General features: G+C 72.7%; 18 protein-coding genes. 13 read left to right on the forward strand and 5 right to left on the reverse strand.

Annotation, left to right across the window (positions count from 1 at the left end):
* The first annotated feature begins 25 nt into the window (after window positions 1–25).
* Window positions 26–1,090: a succinyl-diaminopimelate desuccinylase gene (gene dapE, locus GEV28_RS03550; protein ID WP_291408579.1), complete on the forward strand. Its 1,065-nt coding sequence runs from the start codon at window positions 26–28 to the stop codon at window positions 1,088–1,090.
* On the opposite strand, the gene GEV28_RS03555 is transcribed toward dapE, so the two are convergent.
* The gene (locus GEV28_RS03555) at window positions 1,080–1,565 is read right to left on the reverse strand and encodes a hypothetical protein (RefSeq protein ID WP_291408522.1); all 486 of its coding nucleotides are present in this window, start codon (window positions 1,563–1,565) and stop codon (window positions 1,080–1,082) included. The genes dapE and GEV28_RS03555 overlap by 11 nt on opposite strands.
* Window positions 1,566–1,638: 73 nt before the next feature.
* On the opposite strand from GEV28_RS03555, the gene GEV28_RS03560 reads away from it, so the two are divergent.
* The 5 genes from GEV28_RS03560 to GEV28_RS03580 all read left to right on the forward strand — a co-directional run bounded on the left by GEV28_RS03560 (window position 1,639) and on the right by GEV28_RS03580 (window position 5,365).
* Window positions 1,639–2,406, forward strand: a complete 768-nt coding sequence (locus GEV28_RS03560) for a TIGR00730 family Rossman fold protein (protein WP_291408581.1) — start codon at window positions 1,639–1,641, stop codon at window positions 2,404–2,406.
* A 243-nt stretch (window positions 2,407–2,649) separates the two neighbouring features.
* Window positions 2,650–3,519, forward strand: coding sequence for a dihydropteroate synthase (gene folP, locus GEV28_RS03565; RefSeq protein WP_291408524.1), 870 nt, complete (start codon window positions 2,650–2,652; stop codon window positions 3,517–3,519).
* Window positions 3,519–4,442 (forward strand): glucosyl-3-phosphoglycerate synthase, encoded by a 924-nt coding sequence (locus GEV28_RS03570; protein WP_291408525.1) that lies wholly within the window; start codon window positions 3,519–3,521, stop codon window positions 4,440–4,442. Before folP ends, GEV28_RS03570 begins: the two co-directional genes overlap by 1 nt.
* Before the next feature lie 33 nt (window positions 4,443–4,475).
* Window positions 4,476–4,796, forward strand: a complete 321-nt coding sequence (locus GEV28_RS03575; RefSeq protein ID WP_291408527.1) for a DivIVA domain-containing protein — start codon at window positions 4,476–4,478, stop codon at window positions 4,794–4,796.
* Complete coding sequence (locus tag GEV28_RS03580) at window positions 4,793–5,365, forward strand: DNA-3-methyladenine glycosylase I (protein ID WP_291408528.1); 573 nt, start codon at window positions 4,793–4,795, stop codon at window positions 5,363–5,365. The genes GEV28_RS03575 and GEV28_RS03580 overlap by 4 nt, the downstream gene beginning before the upstream one ends.
* Here the strand turns inward: GEV28_RS03580 and GEV28_RS03585 are convergent.
* Complete coding sequence (locus tag GEV28_RS03585) at window positions 5,362–5,949, reverse strand: DUF4245 domain-containing protein (protein ID WP_291408529.1); 588 nt, start codon at window positions 5,947–5,949, stop codon at window positions 5,362–5,364. The two genes, GEV28_RS03580 and GEV28_RS03585, sit on opposite strands and share 4 nt — an antisense overlap.
* A gap of 102 nt (window positions 5,950–6,051) precedes the next feature.
* Here GEV28_RS03585 and glpX point away from each other — a divergent pair, with 102 nt between their 5' ends.
* The 4 genes from glpX (at window position 6,052) to GEV28_RS03605 (ending at window position 9,280) form a co-directional block, all read left to right on the forward strand.
* On the forward strand, window positions 6,052–7,119 hold the full coding sequence (glpX, locus tag GEV28_RS03590; RefSeq protein ID WP_291408530.1) for a class II fructose-bisphosphatase: 1,068 nt from the start codon (window positions 6,052–6,054) through the stop codon (window positions 7,117–7,119).
* Window positions 7,120–7,237: 118 nt separating this feature from the next.
* Window positions 7,238–7,912, forward strand: a complete 675-nt coding sequence (locus GEV28_RS03595; protein WP_367115023.1) for a trypsin-like serine protease — start codon at window positions 7,238–7,240, stop codon at window positions 7,910–7,912.
* 273 nt (window positions 7,913–8,185) lie between these two features.
* A complete protein-coding gene (locus tag GEV28_RS03600) occupies window positions 8,186–8,776 on the forward strand; it encodes a L,D-transpeptidase (RefSeq protein WP_291408531.1) in 591 nt (196 codons plus the stop codon).
* Window positions 8,777–8,929: 153 nt separating this feature from the next.
* Window positions 8,930–9,280, forward strand: a complete 351-nt coding sequence (locus GEV28_RS03605; RefSeq protein WP_291408533.1) for a DUF2784 domain-containing protein — start codon at window positions 8,930–8,932, stop codon at window positions 9,278–9,280.
* A gap of 37 nt (window positions 9,281–9,317) precedes the next feature.
* On the opposite strand, the gene GEV28_RS03610 is transcribed toward GEV28_RS03605, so the two are convergent.
* Window positions 9,318–9,797, reverse strand: coding sequence for a MarR family transcriptional regulator (locus GEV28_RS03610; protein WP_291408535.1), 480 nt, complete (start codon window positions 9,795–9,797; stop codon window positions 9,318–9,320).
* A gap of 89 nt (window positions 9,798–9,886) precedes the next feature.
* Between GEV28_RS03610 and GEV28_RS03615 the strand changes: the two genes are divergently transcribed.
* Window positions 9,887–10,735 carry a nitroreductase/quinone reductase family protein gene (locus GEV28_RS03615; RefSeq protein WP_291408538.1) on the forward strand — a complete coding sequence of 283 codons (849 nt, stop codon included), beginning with the start codon at window positions 9,887–9,889 and terminating at the stop codon, window positions 10,733–10,735.
* Here the strand turns inward: GEV28_RS03615 and GEV28_RS03620 are convergent.
* A complete protein-coding gene (locus GEV28_RS03620) occupies window positions 10,728–11,729 on the reverse strand; it encodes an NAD(P)/FAD-dependent oxidoreductase (protein WP_291408539.1) in 1,002 nt (333 codons plus the stop codon). The two genes, GEV28_RS03615 and GEV28_RS03620, sit on opposite strands and share 8 nt — an antisense overlap.
* A gap of 81 nt (window positions 11,730–11,810) precedes the next feature.
* Between GEV28_RS03620 and GEV28_RS03625 the strand changes: the two genes are divergently transcribed.
* Window positions 11,811–13,205 (forward strand): class II fumarate hydratase, encoded by a 1,395-nt coding sequence (locus GEV28_RS03625; protein WP_291408542.1) that lies wholly within the window; start codon window positions 11,811–11,813, stop codon window positions 13,203–13,205.
* Here the strand turns inward: GEV28_RS03625 and GEV28_RS03630 are convergent.
* A complete protein-coding gene (locus GEV28_RS03630; RefSeq protein WP_291408544.1) occupies window positions 13,147–14,046 on the reverse strand; it encodes a DMT family transporter in 900 nt (299 codons plus the stop codon). The genes GEV28_RS03625 and GEV28_RS03630 overlap by 59 nt on opposite strands.
* 48 nt (window positions 14,047–14,094) lie before the next feature.
* Between GEV28_RS03630 and GEV28_RS03635 the strand changes: the two genes are divergently transcribed.
* Entirely contained in the window at window positions 14,095–15,477 is a 1,383-nt protein-coding gene (locus GEV28_RS03635; protein ID WP_291408546.1) for a PLP-dependent aminotransferase family protein, read from the forward strand.
* Window positions 15,478–15,480: the final 3 nt, after the last annotated feature.

Genomic DNA, 15,480 nt, shown 5'->3' on the forward strand with positions numbered 1-15,480 from the left:
TGCATGAGTAGCGTGGCCAGCCGTGATTCGAAAGCTGGACCTCGCGGGCGACCCTGTCGACCTGACCGCCACGCTGGCCGGCATCCCCAGCGAGTCGGGCGAGGAGGCCGAGCTCGCGGCCACGGTCGAGGTGGCCCTGCGTGAGCAGGCCGGCCACCTGACCGTCACCCGGTCGGGCAACGCGGTGCTGGCCCGCACGTCACTCGGCCGGCCGTCGCGGGTGGTGCTCGCCGGGCACCTGGACACCGTGCCGGTCAACGACAACCTGCCGGTGCGGCGCGACGAGGAGCACCTGCACGGGCTCGGCACGTGCGACATGAAGGGCGGCGACGCGGTGATGCTGCACGTCGCCGCGACGGTCACCGAGCCGAGGCACGACCTGACGTTCGTGTTCTACGACTGCGAGGAGATCGAGGCCGCGCGCAACGGGCTGGGTCGCATCGAGCGCGAGCTGCCCGACTGGCTTGCCGGTGACCTCGCGATCGTCTGCGAGCCGTCCGGCGCGGTCGTCGAGGCCGGCTGCCAGGGCACGATGCGGGTCGAGCTGCGGACGAGCGGCACGCGGGCGCACACGGCGCGGGCGTGGATGGGCGTCAACGCGATCCACGCCCTCGGCGACGCCATCGCCGGCCTCGGGTCCTACGAGCCGCGGACCGTGGCGATCGACGGCTGCACCTACCGCGAGGGCCTGCAGGCCGTGCGGGTCGCCGGTGGGGTGAGCGGCAACGTCGTGCCGGACGAGGCCGTGCTGACCGTGAACCACCGCTTCGCCCCGGACCGCTCGCCCGCCGACGCCGAGGCCCACCTGCGGGACGTCTTCGCCGGCTACGACCTGACCGTCACCGACGTGGCGGCCGGCGCCCTGCCGGGCCTGTCCGCCCCGGCGGCCGCCGAGCTGGTCACCGCGGCCGGCGGCGACCCGGTGGCCAAGCTCGGCTGGACCGACGTGGCCCGCTTCGCCGCCCTCGGCATGCCGGCGGTCAACTTCGGTCCCGGCGACCCCACGCTGGCCCACACCCGGCAGGAGCACGTGCCGATCGCGCAGATCCACCGCTGCGCGGAGGTGCTCGGCCGGTTCCTCAGCGCCTGAGCGCCCCGCGCATCTCCTCCGCCCGGAACCCGTGCGTCGCGGCGAGCGCGAGCGCGCCGAGCAGGGTCAGCCACCGGCCCGGCCCGCTCCCGTAGCTCTCCGGCGGCACGACACCCACGACGAGCGCCGCTACCGCGGTGAGCAGGGACACGGACACGAGCACGAGGTGCCCGACCCGGCTCGGCGGGTCGGTGAGGAACAGCCCGATGGTGGCGAGCGCCGTGCCGGCCACGAGGATCAGGGTGGCCACCGCGACCCAGTCCGTGGGCACCATGCCCCAGAGCGTGTGCGGATCGTCGCCGTCCCGTTCCGCGGCCCAGGTCGTCGCGGTGAGCGTGAGCATTCCGATGGCGAGGCCGGTGCCCGCGATCGCGTGCCGCAGCTCCCCGACCGCCCGGATCCGCTCGACCTCGAGCTCCCCCACCCGCCGGCGCAACGCACGCAGGGCGTCCTGGACTTCAGTCGGTTCGGCCATGCCGGGTTCGACGGGCCCGTCACGAGCCGGGTTCCCCGGCCCTAGACTCGCGCAGGTGACGATCCAGGAGCCGATGGGCCACGCCGAGGACGAGGAGCACCCCGCGGAGAGGCAGCGCGGTCCGGTGGTGCTGCGGCGGTCCAGAAAGGACGAGGCCACCACCACCGACCAGCGGTTGCTCGACTCCCGCGGCCCGGCGGACTGGGTGCACACCGACCCGTGGCGGGTGCTGCGTATCCAGGCGGAGTTCGTCGAGGGGTTCGGCGCGCTCGCGGAGGTCCCGCGGGCCGTCACGGTGTTCGGCTCGGCGCGGACCAAGCGCGACCGGCCCGAGTACAAGCTCGGCATGGACATCGGCGGCGCGCTGGCGAAGGCGGGCTACGCGGCGATCACCGGCGGCGGCCCCGGATCGATGGAAGCGGTCAACCGCGGCTGCTCCGAGGCCGGCGGGCTGTCCATCGGCCTGGGCATCGAGCTGCCGTTCGAGCAGGGGCTGAACCCGTGGGTCGACCTCGGCGTCAACTTCCGGTACTTCTTCGCCCGCAAGACGATGTTCGTCAAGTACGCCCAGGCGTTCATCTGCCTGCCGGGCGGCTTCGGCACGCTCGACGAGCTCTTCGAGGCGCTCACCCTGGTGCAGACCAAGAAGGTCACCAAGTTCCCGGTCGTCCTGTTCGGACGGTCCTATTGGGGCGGCCTGTACGACTGGGTGCACGACACGGTCTACAAGGAAGGCAAGGTCGGCGAGAAGGACCTGGCGCTGCTGCACCTGACCGACGACGTCGACGACGCCATCCGGGTGGTCGAGGAGGCCTACCAGGCCTGGGTGGAGATCCACTAGTGTCGCGTGATCCTGCACCTTGCGTCCGCTGTGGATCCACGTGGTTCCTGGCAAGGCGGAGGAAAATCGCTCGTACTGGGTGTACTTGGGCTTTTCTCCAACGCAGCCAGGGGCCGCGTTGGCCGCAGCGGCGTAAAGGTTTCAGGGTCACGCGACACCAGCCACGTTTCTCCGGTGTCACCGATTGTGACCTCGATGTATCGCGGGGCGGTTTCGAGCGGAGGCCGTGGCACCATCGGATCCGTGGGAACTCTTCGTTTCGGCGACCGGGCGGTGGCCCAGGACCGCGCCCTGGTGATGGCGATCGTCAACCGCACCAGGGACTCCTTCTACGACCGCGGCGCGACCTACGCCGAGCAGGCGGCGCTGGCCGCGGTGGACCGGCAGGTCGCCGAGGGCGCGGACATCGTCGACATCGGCGGCGTCCGGGCCGGCGCGCACGGTGAGCGGGTGGACGTCGACGAGGAGCTGCGCCGGGTGGTGCCGCTGGTCGAGCAGGTCCGGGACCGCCACCCGGAGGTCGTCATCAGCGTGGACACCTGGCGGCACGAGGTCGGCCGGGCGGCCTGCGCGGCCGGCGCCGACCTGCTCAACGACACCTGGGCCGGGGCCGACCCCGAGCTCGCCGAGGTCGCCGCCGAGTTCGGCGTCGGCATGGTGTGCTCGCACACCGACGGCGCGGCCCCGCGCACCGACCCGCACCGGGTGCGCTACCTGGATGTCGTCGCCGAGGTCACCGCGGAGCTGGTGGCCCGCGCGGAGCGGCTGGTGTCGATCGGCGTGCCCGCGCAGGGCGTGCTGATCGACCCGACGCACGACTTCGGCAAGAACACCTGGCACGGGCTGGCGCTGCTGCGCCGGCTCGACGAGCTCGTGGGCACCGGTTGGCCGGTGCTGATGGCCTTGTCCAACAAGGACTTCGTCGGGGAGACCCTGGGCGTGGGTCTCGAGGACCGGGTGGACGGAACCCTGGCGGCGACCTCGGTGGCGGCCCATGCCGGCGCCCGGGTCTTCCGCGCGCACGAGGTTGGCCGAACCAGGAAGGTGGTCGAGATGGTGGCGAGTATCGCCGGGACCCGGCAGCCGGCGCGCTGCCTGCGAGCGTTGGCCTGATGCACCCGGCCGCGCGTGCGTGGTTCGCCGGGCGAACCTGGCAGAGTGTCGAGTGGACGATCGCAGAGCTGGTGCGGGCCAAGGGATCTCGCACGGTCAGCGTCGTGCTGCCGGCACTGGACGAGGAGGCGACGGTCGGCGACGTGGTCGCCTCGGTCCGGCCGCTCCTCGGGTCGCTCGTCGACGAGCTGGTCGTGTTCGACTCCGGCTCGACGGACCGCACGGTCGAGGTGGCCGCCGCGGCCGGCGCGCGGGTCGTGCGCCGCACCGAGGTGCTCACCGAGCTGGAACCGTTGCCCGGCAAGGGCGAGGTGCTGTGGCGCTCGCTCGCCGCGACCGCCGGCGACCTGCTGGTGTTCGTCGACTCCGACCTCGTCGACCCCGATCCGATGTTCGTACCGACCCTGCTCGGCCCGCTGCTGATGGAGCCCGACGTCGCACTGGTCAAGGGTTTCTACCGGCGTCCACTGTCTACTGAGGACTCGCAGTCCGGCTCGGGCGGCGGCCGGGTGACCGAGCTGATGGCCCGCCCGCTGCTGTCCGCGCTGCGCCCGGAGCTGTCCGGCGTCATCCAGCCGCTGTCCGGCGAGTACGCGGGCACCCGCGCGCTGTTCGAGGCGGTGCCGTTCGCGTCCGGCTACGGCGTGGAGATCGGCCTGCTGCTGGACGCGCACGCGATCGTCGGGCTGCCCGGGATCGCCCAGGTCAACCTGGGTGTGCGGCGGCACCGCAACCAGCCGCTGCCCGCGCTCGGCCTGATGGCCAGGCAGATCCTGGGCACCGCGCTGTCCCGGTGCGGCCTGCTCCCGGCCGAGGCCGGCGAGCTGACCCAGTTCGTCCAGGTGGCGGGCGAGTGGCTGCCGGACACGGCCGGGGTGCAGGTCACCGACCGGCCGCCGATGCGCGAGCTGCTCGTGCGCTGAGTTTCCGTCGGTGCGGTGTGACACGATCCTGTCGTGACCACCGCTCTGATCTACCTGGTCGTCATGGTCCTCGTGGCGGCCGTGGTGTTCCTGCTGGCCTCGGTCGTGTTCGGCCGGGGCGAGGAGCTGCCGGCGCTGCCGCCGGGAGCCTCGCCGACCCGCCTGCCCGCGTCCGGGATCACCGCCGAGGACGTGCGCGACGTGCGCTTTCAGCTGGTCGTGCGCGGGTACAAGATGTCCGAGGTCGACTGGGTGCTGCGCCGCGTCGGCGGCGAGCTCGACCAGCTGCGCACCGAGGTCGCCGAGTTACGCGCGCGCCTCGCGCTCACCGACGCCGGCCAGGAGTCCCGGTGACCGCCGCGACGGTCGGCGCGGACGGCCGCCCGCGGTGTCCGTGGGGCAACTCGGCGGAGGACTACGTCGCCTACCACGACGACGAGTGGGGTGTGCCGCTGCGCGGTGAGGTCGCGCTGTACGAGCGGCTGACGCTGGAGGCGTTCCAGTCCGGGCTGTCGTGGCTCACGATCCTGCGCAAGCGGGACGGCTTCCGCCGCGCGTTCGCCGACTTCGAGCCGAAGCTGGTCGCGGAGTTCGGCGACCAGGACGTGGCCCGGCTGATGGCCGACACGTCGATCGTCCGCAACCGGGCCAAGATCGACGCGACCATCCGCAACGCCCGCGCCATCGACCAGCTGGACCTGCCGCTGGACGAGCTGCTGTGGTCCTTCGCCCCGGACCCGGCCACCCGGCCGCGCCCGAGGACGCTGTCCGACGTCCCCGCCATCACGGACGAGTCGAAGGCGATGGCCAAGGAGCTGAAGAACCGGGGCTTCGCCTTCGTGGGCCCGACCACGGCGTACGCGTTGATGCAGGCCACCGGCATGGTCGACGACCACGTCGAGGGCTGTTGGCGCGCCGACTAGTCGGCCAGCGGCTTCGCCTTCCGCACCGCGGCGGCCAGCCGCTCGAACTCGCCCTCCGGCGCGCTGCCGGTGATCAGCATGACCACGCCGTCCAGCGTGGCGACCCAGGCCACCTCGTCGCGGCGTGCCGGGTAGGTCTCCCACGTCGTCCCGGTCACCTCGACCGACCCGGTGGACGTGCCGGACTCGCCGGTCTCGGTCCGCAGCACGTCGGCCACGTCCCCGCCCGACTGGCTGAGCTGCAGGAACCGCTCCGACGGCGTGAGCCACCCGACGCGCACCACGACGTCGGCGGCCGCGCCGGACCCCACCCCGGCGGTGGACGACGAGTTGGCCTTCCAGTCCGCCGGCAGCGCGGGTCGGCGCACCGGGAACGTCACGGACCTGGCCGCCTCGTGCAGCTTGGCCGACACGTCGACGCTGGGCGCGGTGTCCGGGTTCGACGAGGGCGCGCCGGGATCGAAGGAGCAGCCGCGGGTCACCGCCACCAGCACGCCGACGATCACCAGCAGCACGACCATGGCCCCGATCATGTCGCGCATGCCGAGACCGGCCCGCCCGGGCGGGCGCCCTCCATCCGTCACGCCCCCATACTCGCAGGCCGCCGAGATCATGCTCACTCGTGCCGGCATCCCGAAATCTGGGAGGATCGGGAGGTTCGTTGCGGGGCGACTCCGGGAGGCGGCATGACCCAGTCCACCGACCAGACGACAAACACGCGGCGGCGCGAGGAACCGGACCGCAACCTGGCGCTGGAACTGGTCAGGGTGACCGAGGCGGCGGCGATGGCGGCGGGCCGCTGGGTCGGCCGCGGCGACAAGATCGGCGGCGACGGCGCGGCGGTCGACGCCATGCGCAAGCTGATCGGCACGGTCTCCATGCGCGGCGTCGTCGTGATCGGCGAGGGCGAGAAGGACCAGGCGCCGATGCTGTTCAACGGCGAGGAGGTCGGCAACGGCGACGGGCCGGAGTGCGACGTCGCGGTCGACCCGATCGACGGGACCACGTTGATGGCCAAGGGGATGCCCAACGCCATCGCGGTGCTCGCGGCTACCGAGAAGGGTGCGATGTTCGACCCGTCCGCGGTGTTCTACATGGAGAAGATCGCGGTCGGTCCGGAGGCGGCGGATGTCGTCGACATCACCGCGCCGGTCGCCGAGAACATCCGCCGGGTGGCGCGCGCCAAGCACACGGACGTGTCGGACGTGACCGTCTGCATCCTCGACCGGGCCCGGCACGCCGACCTCGTGCGCGCGGTGCGCGAGGCGGGCGCGCGGATCCACTTCATCACCGACGGCGACGTCGCCGGCGCCATCTCCGCGGCCCGCCCGAACACCGGCGTCGACATGCTGATCGGGATCGGCGGCACGCCGGAGGGGATCATCGCCGCGTGCGCGCTGAAGTGCATGGGCGGCGCGATCCAGGCCCGGCTGTGGCCGAAGGACGACGACGAACGCCGCAAGGCCATCGACGCGGGCCACGACCTCGACCGGGTGCTCCGCACGGACGACCTGGTCAGCGGCGACAACGCGTTCTTCTGCGCGACCGGCATCACCGACGGCGACCTGCTGCGCGGTGTCCACTACCGCAGCGGCGGCTGCACCACCCAGTCGATCGTGATGCGCTCGAAGTCCGGCACGGTGCGGATGATCGACGGCTTCCACCGGCTGACGAAGCTGCGCCAGTACTCGACCGTCGACTTCGACCGGACCGAGCAGGCCACGGAGGAAACGCCCCTGCCACCGCTCCCCTGAGCGGCACCAACGATCGTCGGTACGGCTTCCTACTTTCGCGGGTGTCACCCATTCGTGACCGACGGCTACCTTCCGCAACATGTCCAGCCAGGACATGGGGCATGGAAGGAGAGAGCACGTGAAAAAGCGCTCTCTGGTCAGGGGACGTCTCACCGGCCTTCTCGCCGGCGCGGCATCCGCTCTCGCGGCGGTCGTAGTTGGGCCGTCCGCGTTCGCGGACGACGAGACCGGTGTCACGCCGATGATCGTGGGCGGCGGGGACGCCGACCAGACGTACTCGTTCATGGTGTCGCTGCAGGACGGCGGCCAGCACTTCTGTGGTGGCTCGCTGATCGACCCGGAGTGGGTCCTGACCGCCGCGCACTGCGTGCAGGGCAGCTCGCCCGACAGCGTCTCGATGCGGATCGGCAGCAACGAGTACCAGTCCGGCGGCGAGGAGGCGCAAACCTCGGAGATCGTCGTGCACCCGGGCTACGACGGCATCTCGCCGGGCAACGACGCCGCGCTGGTCAAGCTGTCGGCAGCGGCGACGTCGGCACCGGTCACGGTGGCGGGCGACGCTCCGGTGGGCACCGGGTCCCGCCTGCTCGGCTGGGGCCAGACCTGCCCGCAGCCAGGTGCCTGTGGCGCGCCGGACTTCCTGCAGCAGCTCGACGTCGAGGTCCTCGACGCGAGCGCCTGCACCGGCATCGACGGCTCGCTCGAGCTCTGCACCAGCAACCCGGGCGGCAACGCGGGCGCCTGCTACGGCGACTCGGGCGGCCCGCAGATCGTGGGCGACGGCAGCGGCTGATCGCTGGTCGGCGTCACCAGCCGCAGCGGCAACGGGGACTCCACGTGCGCGACCGGCCCGTCGATCTACACCGACGCCACGTCGTACGTGGACTGGATCGGTCAGACGACCGGGGCCTGACCGGATCCACACCGAATGCCGCATGCGGGACGCCGGCGTCCCGCATGCGGCATTCGGGCTTCGTGTAACGGTTTACGCACTCCTCCTCGTGAATGAGCAACGTCCGCCCCGCCCCAGGCGTCTTGTGGGGCAAAGGCTGGAAGGAGCCGGCACATGCGTATGCGCACGATGGTGGCCGCACTGGTTGTGGCCGGTGCCGGACTCTTGTCCGCCTGCGCCACCACCGACAACGCGGCGCCACCGCCCGCTCCCACCACGGCGCCGACCGGCACCGAGTCGACCGCCACCCCGACGAAACCGCCAGGGCCGACGAAGATGCCACCGCTGCCCAAGATCGTCGAGGCCGACGCGACGATCACGAAGACCGCCCCGCCGCCGCCCCCGCCGCCCGCGGGCGTGCCGTGCGGAGCGGGCGTCGACGCGTGCATCGACCTCTCGGCGAACAAGTCGTGGCTGCTCGCGAACGGCAAGGTCGTGCTCGGCCCGGTGCCGATCACGCACGGCCGGCCCGGCCACCGGACCCCGCCCGGCACCTTCCACGTGGGCTGGAAGGACATCGACCACCTCAGCAGCGAGTTCGACAACGCGCCGATGCCGTACTCGGTGTTCTTCAACGGTGGGATCGCGTTCCACCAGGGCAGCCTGAGCGACCTCTCGCACGGCTGCATCCACCTCTCGATGTCCGCCGCGCAGACGTACTACGAGGGCCTGCAGGTCGGCGACACCGTCCAGGTCGTGTCGTAGTAGCAACCGAACTTCCCGCTGTCGCGTGAGTTACTGGTGACAAGCGACACGAACGCCGACTCGCACGGCTGCGTGCACCTGACGACGGCCGCGTGTTCTTCGCGCGCCTGCAACCGGGTGAGATCGTGCAGGTACTGCCGTAGGTTTGGCGGTGTGGCGGTGCTCGCCGAGCTGACGATGGCCGTGCACTTCGCGGTGCTGGCCTACATCGTGCTGGGTGCGTTCCTGGCGTGGCGCTGGCCGCGGTCGATCTTCGTGCACCTGCCGTTCGCGCTGTGGGGCCTCGGCATCGCGACGCTGGGCTTCGGGTGCCCGCTCACCCTGCTGGAGGACGCGCTACGCGACCGCGAGACGGGCCCGGGCTTCATCGAGCGCTACCTCGACGGCGTCCTCTACCCGGACGGCTACCTCGCCCTGACCCGCGTGCTGGCCGCGGCCCTGGTGGTCACCGGCTACACGGGCACGGTCCTGCGCTGGCACCGCGGGCGCCAGCACGTCGGCTGACATCGCCGGCGGCCGGGACTCGCCCATCCGCGATCCGTCACTCCGGCTCGGGGGCACCACCGCCGACGGCGCGTTCGTATGCGCGCAACGTGCCGACCACCACCTGCCGCTCCCGCGCGGACAGCGGTGCCAGCGCCTCCCGCCACGCGGGCGCGCCCCTGGCCAGCCACGCCTCGATCGACGGGCGGCGGGCCTCGGCGATGCTCACGATCCGCCGCCTGCGGTCGGCGTCGTCCTCCTGCCGGTCCAGCACGCCCTTTCGGCTCAGCTCACCGACCATCAGGCTCACCGTCGTCGGCGCGACCTCCAGCCGCACGGCCAGCTCGTTCACCGTCATCGGCCCGTCGAACAAGAGGTAGGACAGCAGCGACAGGTGTCGGGGCGCGAGCGCGAGCGCCTCGAGCTCCGGCGGCACCCCGATCCGCTTGACCCGGCCGACCATGCGCGGCATGAGCAGCAGCATCGCCCGGACCGCGTCGTCGACGCCCAGCTCGGCCGCGCCGTCGTCCGTTGACATCCGCCACCACCCACATTAGCGTTATTAGTAACGATTATTTGCTTTCAAAGCAAACCTTGGCTCAGGCTCATATTAACGAGGGGGACGCCGTGTCCGACTTCAACGCGCAGGTCATCGCCGAGTTCCGGGCGAACGGGGGTGCCGTCGGCGGCCCGTTCGAGGGCGCCCCGCTCGTCCTGCTCACCACCGCCGGCGCGCGCACCGGGCGCCCGCACACCAACCCCGCGGTCCACCTGCGCGACGGCGGCCGCTACCTGGTCTTCGCCTCGAACGCGGGCGGCCCGAACAACCCTGCCTGGTACCACAACATGCTGGCGAGCCCGCGGGTCACGGTCGAGATCGGCACCGGAACGGGCGAGGTCACGATCGTCGCCGCGCGGGCGGTCCCGCTCACCGGCGACGAGCGCGACCGCTGCTGGGAGCTCCAGTGCTCGATCGACCCGGCCTTCCGCGCCTACGAGGCGCGGACCACCAGGACGATCCCGGTGATCGCGCTGCACCCGCTGGACCTGTCCGCCGACCCGGCGCGCGCCCGGATGGTCGGCCAGCAGCTGCGCCGCCACCACGACGACCTGCGGGCCGATCTGCTGCGCCTGCGGACCGAGCTCGACGGCGCGGGCGCCGGACCGGCGCCGGACGTGGCCGAGCAGCTGCGCCGACGCTGCCTCATCTTCTGCTACGGCCTGCAGCTCCACCACACCAGGGAGAACGGCGCGTTCACCGCGTTCGAGGACCACCTTCCGGAGCTGCGCCCGGCGATCGCGCGGCTGCGTGCCGAACACCGCGACGTCGAGGAGGCGCTGGCCGGCTTCGAAGCCACCCTGACGTCCGGCGACACCGACGCGGCCGCCCTGCGGGCCGAGCTCGACCGGGTGGTCGAGGGGCTCGAGCGGCACTTCGCCTACGAGGAGCAGGAACTGGTTACCGCGGTCAGCTGACGTCGCTGGAGTGGCCCGGGAACAGGTGCGCCTCCGGGTCGAGCGCCACCGCGATGTTGTTCACGGCGGTCGCCGCCTCGCCGAAGCCAGTCGCGATCAGCTTCACCTTGCCCGGGTACGCCGCGATGTCGCCGGCCGCGTAGATCCCTTCCCGCGCCGTCCTCATCGTCGTGTCCACCGCCACCGCGCGGCGGGTGATCTCCAGGCCCCACGACTCGATGGGCCCGAGGTCGGCGGTGAAACCCAGCGCCGCCACCACGGTCTGCGCCGGCAGCACCACCGACTCCTGCCCCGGGTCGGCCTTCACCTCGAGCTCGACCTCCGCGAGCCGGTCGTCCGCGTCGCCGCGGAGCTCGACCACCTGCGCGTCGGTGATGATCGGCACGCCGAGCTCGCGCACCTGCCGCACGGTGGCGGCGAACGCGCGGAACTTGTTGCGCCGGTGGACCAGCGTGACGCTGTGCGCGATCGGGTGCAGCGACAGCGCCCAGTCGAAAGCCGAGTCGCCGCCGCCGACGATCACCACGTCCTGGTCGCGCAGCGCCTCGAGCTCGGGCACGAAGTTGACCACGCCGCGGCCGAGCCAGCCGTCGCCGGCCGGCAGCGGGCGCGGGGTGAACTCACCCATGCCCGCCGTGATGAGGATCGCACCGGCCCGCACGACGGCACCGCCGTCCAGCCCGACCTCGAACTGTCCGTCCACTTCGGACAGCGTGCGGGCGCGGCGGCCCAGCAGGTAGGTCGGCTTGAACTGGTTCGCCTGCTCGACCAGCGCCGCGACCAGGTCTCGACCGAGGACCGTGGGAAAGCCGGCCACGTCGAAGATCTTCTTCTCCGGGTACATCGCGGTGACCTGCCCGCCCGCCTCCGGCAACGAGTCCACCACCGCGGTGCTCAGCTCGCGGAAACCGGCGTAGTACGCGGCGAACAGCCCGGTCGGGCCGGCGCCGACGATCAGCAGGTCGACTTCGGACGGTGTCTCGGCGGAGCTCATGCACACCTACCTAGTGGAGAGTGGCCAGCACCACCACAAGCTACCTGGGCGCGGCGCGGCACGGCAGGCCAGACTGGATACGTGAGCGAGAATCAGTTCAGGATCGAGCACGACACGATGGGCGAGGTCAAGGTTCCCGTCGACGCGCTGTGGCGGGCGCAGACCCAACGCGCGGTGGAGAACTTCCCCATCTCCGGTCGCGGGCTCGAGCGCACGCAGATCCGCGCGCTCGGCCTGCTGAAGGCCGCCGCGGCCCGGGTCAACCAGCGCCTCGGGGTGCTGGAGGCCGACCTCGCCGAGGCCATCGCCGGCGCCGCGGAGGAGGTCGCCGGCGGGCGGTACGACGCCGAGTTCCCGATCGACGTGTTCCAGACCGGCTCGGGCACCTCGTCGAACATGAACGCCAACGAGGTCATCGCCACGCTCGCGTCCCGGAGTCTGGGACGCGACGTGCACCCGAACGACCACGTCAACGCGTCCCAGTCGTCCAACGACACCTTTCCCACGACCATCCACGTCGCGGCCACGGAGGCGCTGGCCGGGGACGTGCTGCCCGCGCTGGACCACCTCGCGTCGACCATCGAGCGGCGGGCCGGCGAGTGGTCGGACGTCGTGAAGTCGGGCCGGACGCACCTGATGGACGCGGTGCCGGTGACGCTCGGCCAGGAGGCGGGCGCGTGGGCGGCGCAGGTCCGGTACGGCATCGAGCGGCTCGAGTCGTGCCTGCCCCGGCTGGGAGAGCTGCCCATCGGCGGCACGGCGGTGGGCAGCGGTCTCAACGCGCCCAACGGTTTCGGCGCGGCGGTCGCCGCCGAGCTCGCCACGCTCACCGGCCTGCCGCTCACCGAGGCACGCGACCACTTCGAGGCGCAGGCCGCGCAGGACGGCGTGGTCGAGGCGTCCGGCCAGCTCCGCACGGTCGCGGTCTCCCTGTACAAGATCGCCAATGACGTGCGGTGGCTGGGTTCCGGCCCGCGCGCCGGGTTCGCCGAGCTGGCGCTGCCGGACCTGCAACCGGGGTCGTCGATCATGCCGGGCAAGGTCAACCCGGTCATCTGCGAGGCCACGATGATGGTGGTGGCGCAGGTGATCGGCAACGACGCGGCAGTGGCTTTCGCCGGCAGCCAAGGGAACTTCCAGCTCAACGTGATGCTGCCGGTGATCGCCAGGAACGTCCTGGAGTCCGCGCGGCTCATCGCGGCGGTCTCGACCCTGTTGGCGGACAAGGTGTTCGACGGGGTCGAGGCCGATGTGGAGCGTCAGCGCGAGTACGCCGAGTCGTCGCCGTCGATCGTGACGCCGCTCAACCGGTACCTCGGGTACGAGGAGGCGGCGTCGATCGCGAAGCAGTCGTTGAAGGAGCGCAGGACGATCCGCGACGTGGTGCTGGAGCGCGGGCACGTCGACGCCGGCAAGCTCACGCTCGCACAGCTGGACGAGGCGCTGGACGTGCTGCGGATGGCACGCGGCGGCTGAGCCCGAGCACGCAGCCCACCGCCACGACCACGGCGCCGCCCACGGCCACCGCGGTCAGCTCCTGGCGTCCCAACGCGACGGACGCGACGAGGCCGGCGACCGGCATCAGCCCGATCAGGACGCCGACCCGGTCCGCGCCCAGCCGCGCCACGCCCGTGTACCAGAACACGAACGCCACCGCGGTGACCACCGACCCGAGCACGAGCATCGCGGTCGCCTCGGCGGCCGTCGGCGCGGGCCAGGCGGCGCTGCCCCGGGTGACGGTCGACAGTGCCGCGCCGCCGACGGCCGCGCCCACGCAGGACCAGAACGACGCCCCGACCGCCCCCAGCCGCGCCACCACACCCACGCCGCCGAGCGTGAACAGCACCTCGCACGCGACGACCAGGGCGGCGAGCGCGAGCCCCGGCCCGTGCCACGAGCCGCCGCCGGAGAGCACGACGACCCCGGCCGCGACGAGCAGCCCCCCGGCGAGCGCCCCCCGCGCGGGCCGCCTGCCCATGAGGGCGGGCGCGGCGACGGCGAGCACGAGCGGGCTGGCCCCGAGCATCGCCGCGACGAAGCCCGGGGTGGCGTACCGCTGCGCGACCAGGATGGCGGCGTTGAACCCGAGCATGCCTGCGCCGACCATGACCGTGAGCCCCGGGAGGTCGCGCCCGCTCGGCACCGGAACCCGCCCGCGCAGCCACAGGAGGAGCAGCGCCGCGCCGACGGCGTAGCGGACGGCCTGCCCGCTGAGGACGGGGTAGCCGTCGAGCAGCCCCGTGACGGGCACGGACGCGCCGACGCACACGGAGGCCAGTGCCGCCATCCCGGTGGCCCGCTTGACGGAGATGTCCATGCCGCTGAGCATCGCGCCACGGGTGGCCCAGAAGTAAGCTCCACTTCGATGACACCGAACTGGACCACATTGCGCGAGATCCTCCTGCCGGTCACCGGCGGCCGGGGCCGGCGGGTCGAGTCCGCGCTGCGTGCGGCCGTCCGTGGCGGCCAGCTCGCGCCGGGCATCCGGCTGCCGTCCAGCCGCGACCTCGCCGCGCAGCTCGGCGTCGCGCGAGGGACGATCACCGCCGCGTACGGGCAGCTGGTCGCCGAGGGCTACCTGGTCAGCAGGCGCGGGTCGGGCACGACGGTCGCGGCGGCACTCGGTCACCCGGCGGCGCCTCCGCAGCCGGCGCCACCCCCGGCGTCGTGGCGGTTCGACCTGCGGCCGGGCATCCCGGCGCTGGCCGCGTTCCCGCGGGCCGAGTGGGTGGCCGCGACCCGGGCGGCGCTCGCCGACCTGCCGGACGAGGCGCTCGGCTACCCCGATCCCGCGGGCCTGGCCGAGCTGCGCGCCGAGCTCGCCGGCTACCTGGGCCGGGTCCGCGCGGTGGCCGCGTCCGCCGACGACGTCGTCATCACCCACGGCGGCGCCGAGGCGCTGTCGGTGCTCGCGCACGCGCTGCTGGCGAGCGGTCACCGGGACATCGCGGTCGAGGAGCCCGGGCATCCGGGTCAGGCGGACCTGTTGCGTGCCAACGGCCTCCGCCCGGTACCCGTCCAGGTGGACGGTGCGGGCATCGTCGTCGACGCGCTGGCCGCGACGCGCTGCCGCGCGGTCGTGGTGACCGCGGCGCACCAGTTTCCGCTAGGCGTGGCGCTGCACCCCGACCGCCGCCGTGCCCTGCTGACCTGGGCCCGCGACCGCGCGGGCGTGATCGTCGAGGACGACTACGACGCCGAGCACCGCTACGACCGCCCCGCCCTGCGCGCGATGCAGGCCATGGACCCGGCGCACGTCGCGTACCTGGGCAGCGTCAGCAAGACCCTCGCGCCCGCGCTCCGGCTCGGCTGGCTCGTCCTCCCGCCCGCGCTGCGCGCCGAGACGGTGGAACGCAAGCGCCTGACCGACCTCGGTTGCTCGCCGCTGCCGCAGGCCGCGTTCGCGGGACTCCTGCGCACCGGTGGCTACGACCGCCACCTGCGCCGAACCCGGGCGCTGTACCGGCAACGCCGCGACGCCCTGCTGTCCGCCGTGGCCGCGCACCTGCCGGCGTGGCACCCGGTGGGCGTTGCGGCGGGCCTGCACGTGGTCCTCCGCCTCCCGGCGTCCCTCGACGACGCCGCCGTCCAGCGACGGCTGGCCGAGCGAGGCATCCACGCCCCGGCCCTGTCGACCTACACCCGCGGTGGCGCCGGCGCGCCCTACCCCGGCCTGGTCCTGGGCTACGCGGCCACCTCGCCGGACCGCCTGCGCGCGGCCGTGCGGGAGATCGCGCTCACCGTGTGACCC

Origin of the sequence: Actinophytocola sp. (genome assembly GCF_009379765.1) — a bacterium.
GTDB lineage: Bacteria > Actinomycetota > Actinomycetes > Mycobacteriales > Pseudonocardiaceae > Actinophytocola.

What these genes read in the sequence shown, in the direction of transcription:
- GEV28_RS03555 (WP_291408522.1), bottom strand. Translation starts at nt 1,565, where the DNA reads ATGGCCGAACCGACTGAAGTCCAGGACGCCCTGCGTGCGTTGCGCCGG.
- GEV28_RS03560 (WP_291408581.1), top strand. Translation starts at nt 1,639, where the DNA reads ATGGGCCACGCCGAGGACGAGGAGCACCCCGCGGAGAGGCAGCGCGGT.
- GEV28_RS03570 (WP_291408525.1), top strand. Translation starts at nt 3,519, where the DNA reads ATGCACCCGGCCGCGCGTGCGTGGTTCGCCGGGCGAACCTGGCAGAGT.
- glpX (WP_291408530.1), top strand. Translation starts at nt 6,052, where the DNA reads ATGACCCAGTCCACCGACCAGACGACAAACACGCGGCGGCGCGAGGAA.
- GEV28_RS03600 (WP_291408531.1), top strand. Translation starts at nt 8,186, where the DNA reads ATGCGTATGCGCACGATGGTGGCCGCACTGGTTGTGGCCGGTGCCGGA.
- GEV28_RS03610 (WP_291408535.1), bottom strand. Translation starts at nt 9,797, where the DNA reads ATGTCAACGGACGACGGCGCGGCCGAGCTGGGCGTCGACGACGCGGTC.
- GEV28_RS03620 (WP_291408539.1), bottom strand. Translation starts at nt 11,729, where the DNA reads ATGAGCTCCGCCGAGACACCGTCCGAAGTCGACCTGCTGATCGTCGGC.
- GEV28_RS03630 (WP_291408544.1), bottom strand. Translation starts at nt 14,046, where the DNA reads ATGGACATCTCCGTCAAGCGGGCCACCGGGATGGCGGCACTGGCCTCC.
- GEV28_RS03635 (WP_291408546.1), top strand. Translation starts at nt 14,095, where the DNA reads ATGACACCGAACTGGACCACATTGCGCGAGATCCTCCTGCCGGTCACC.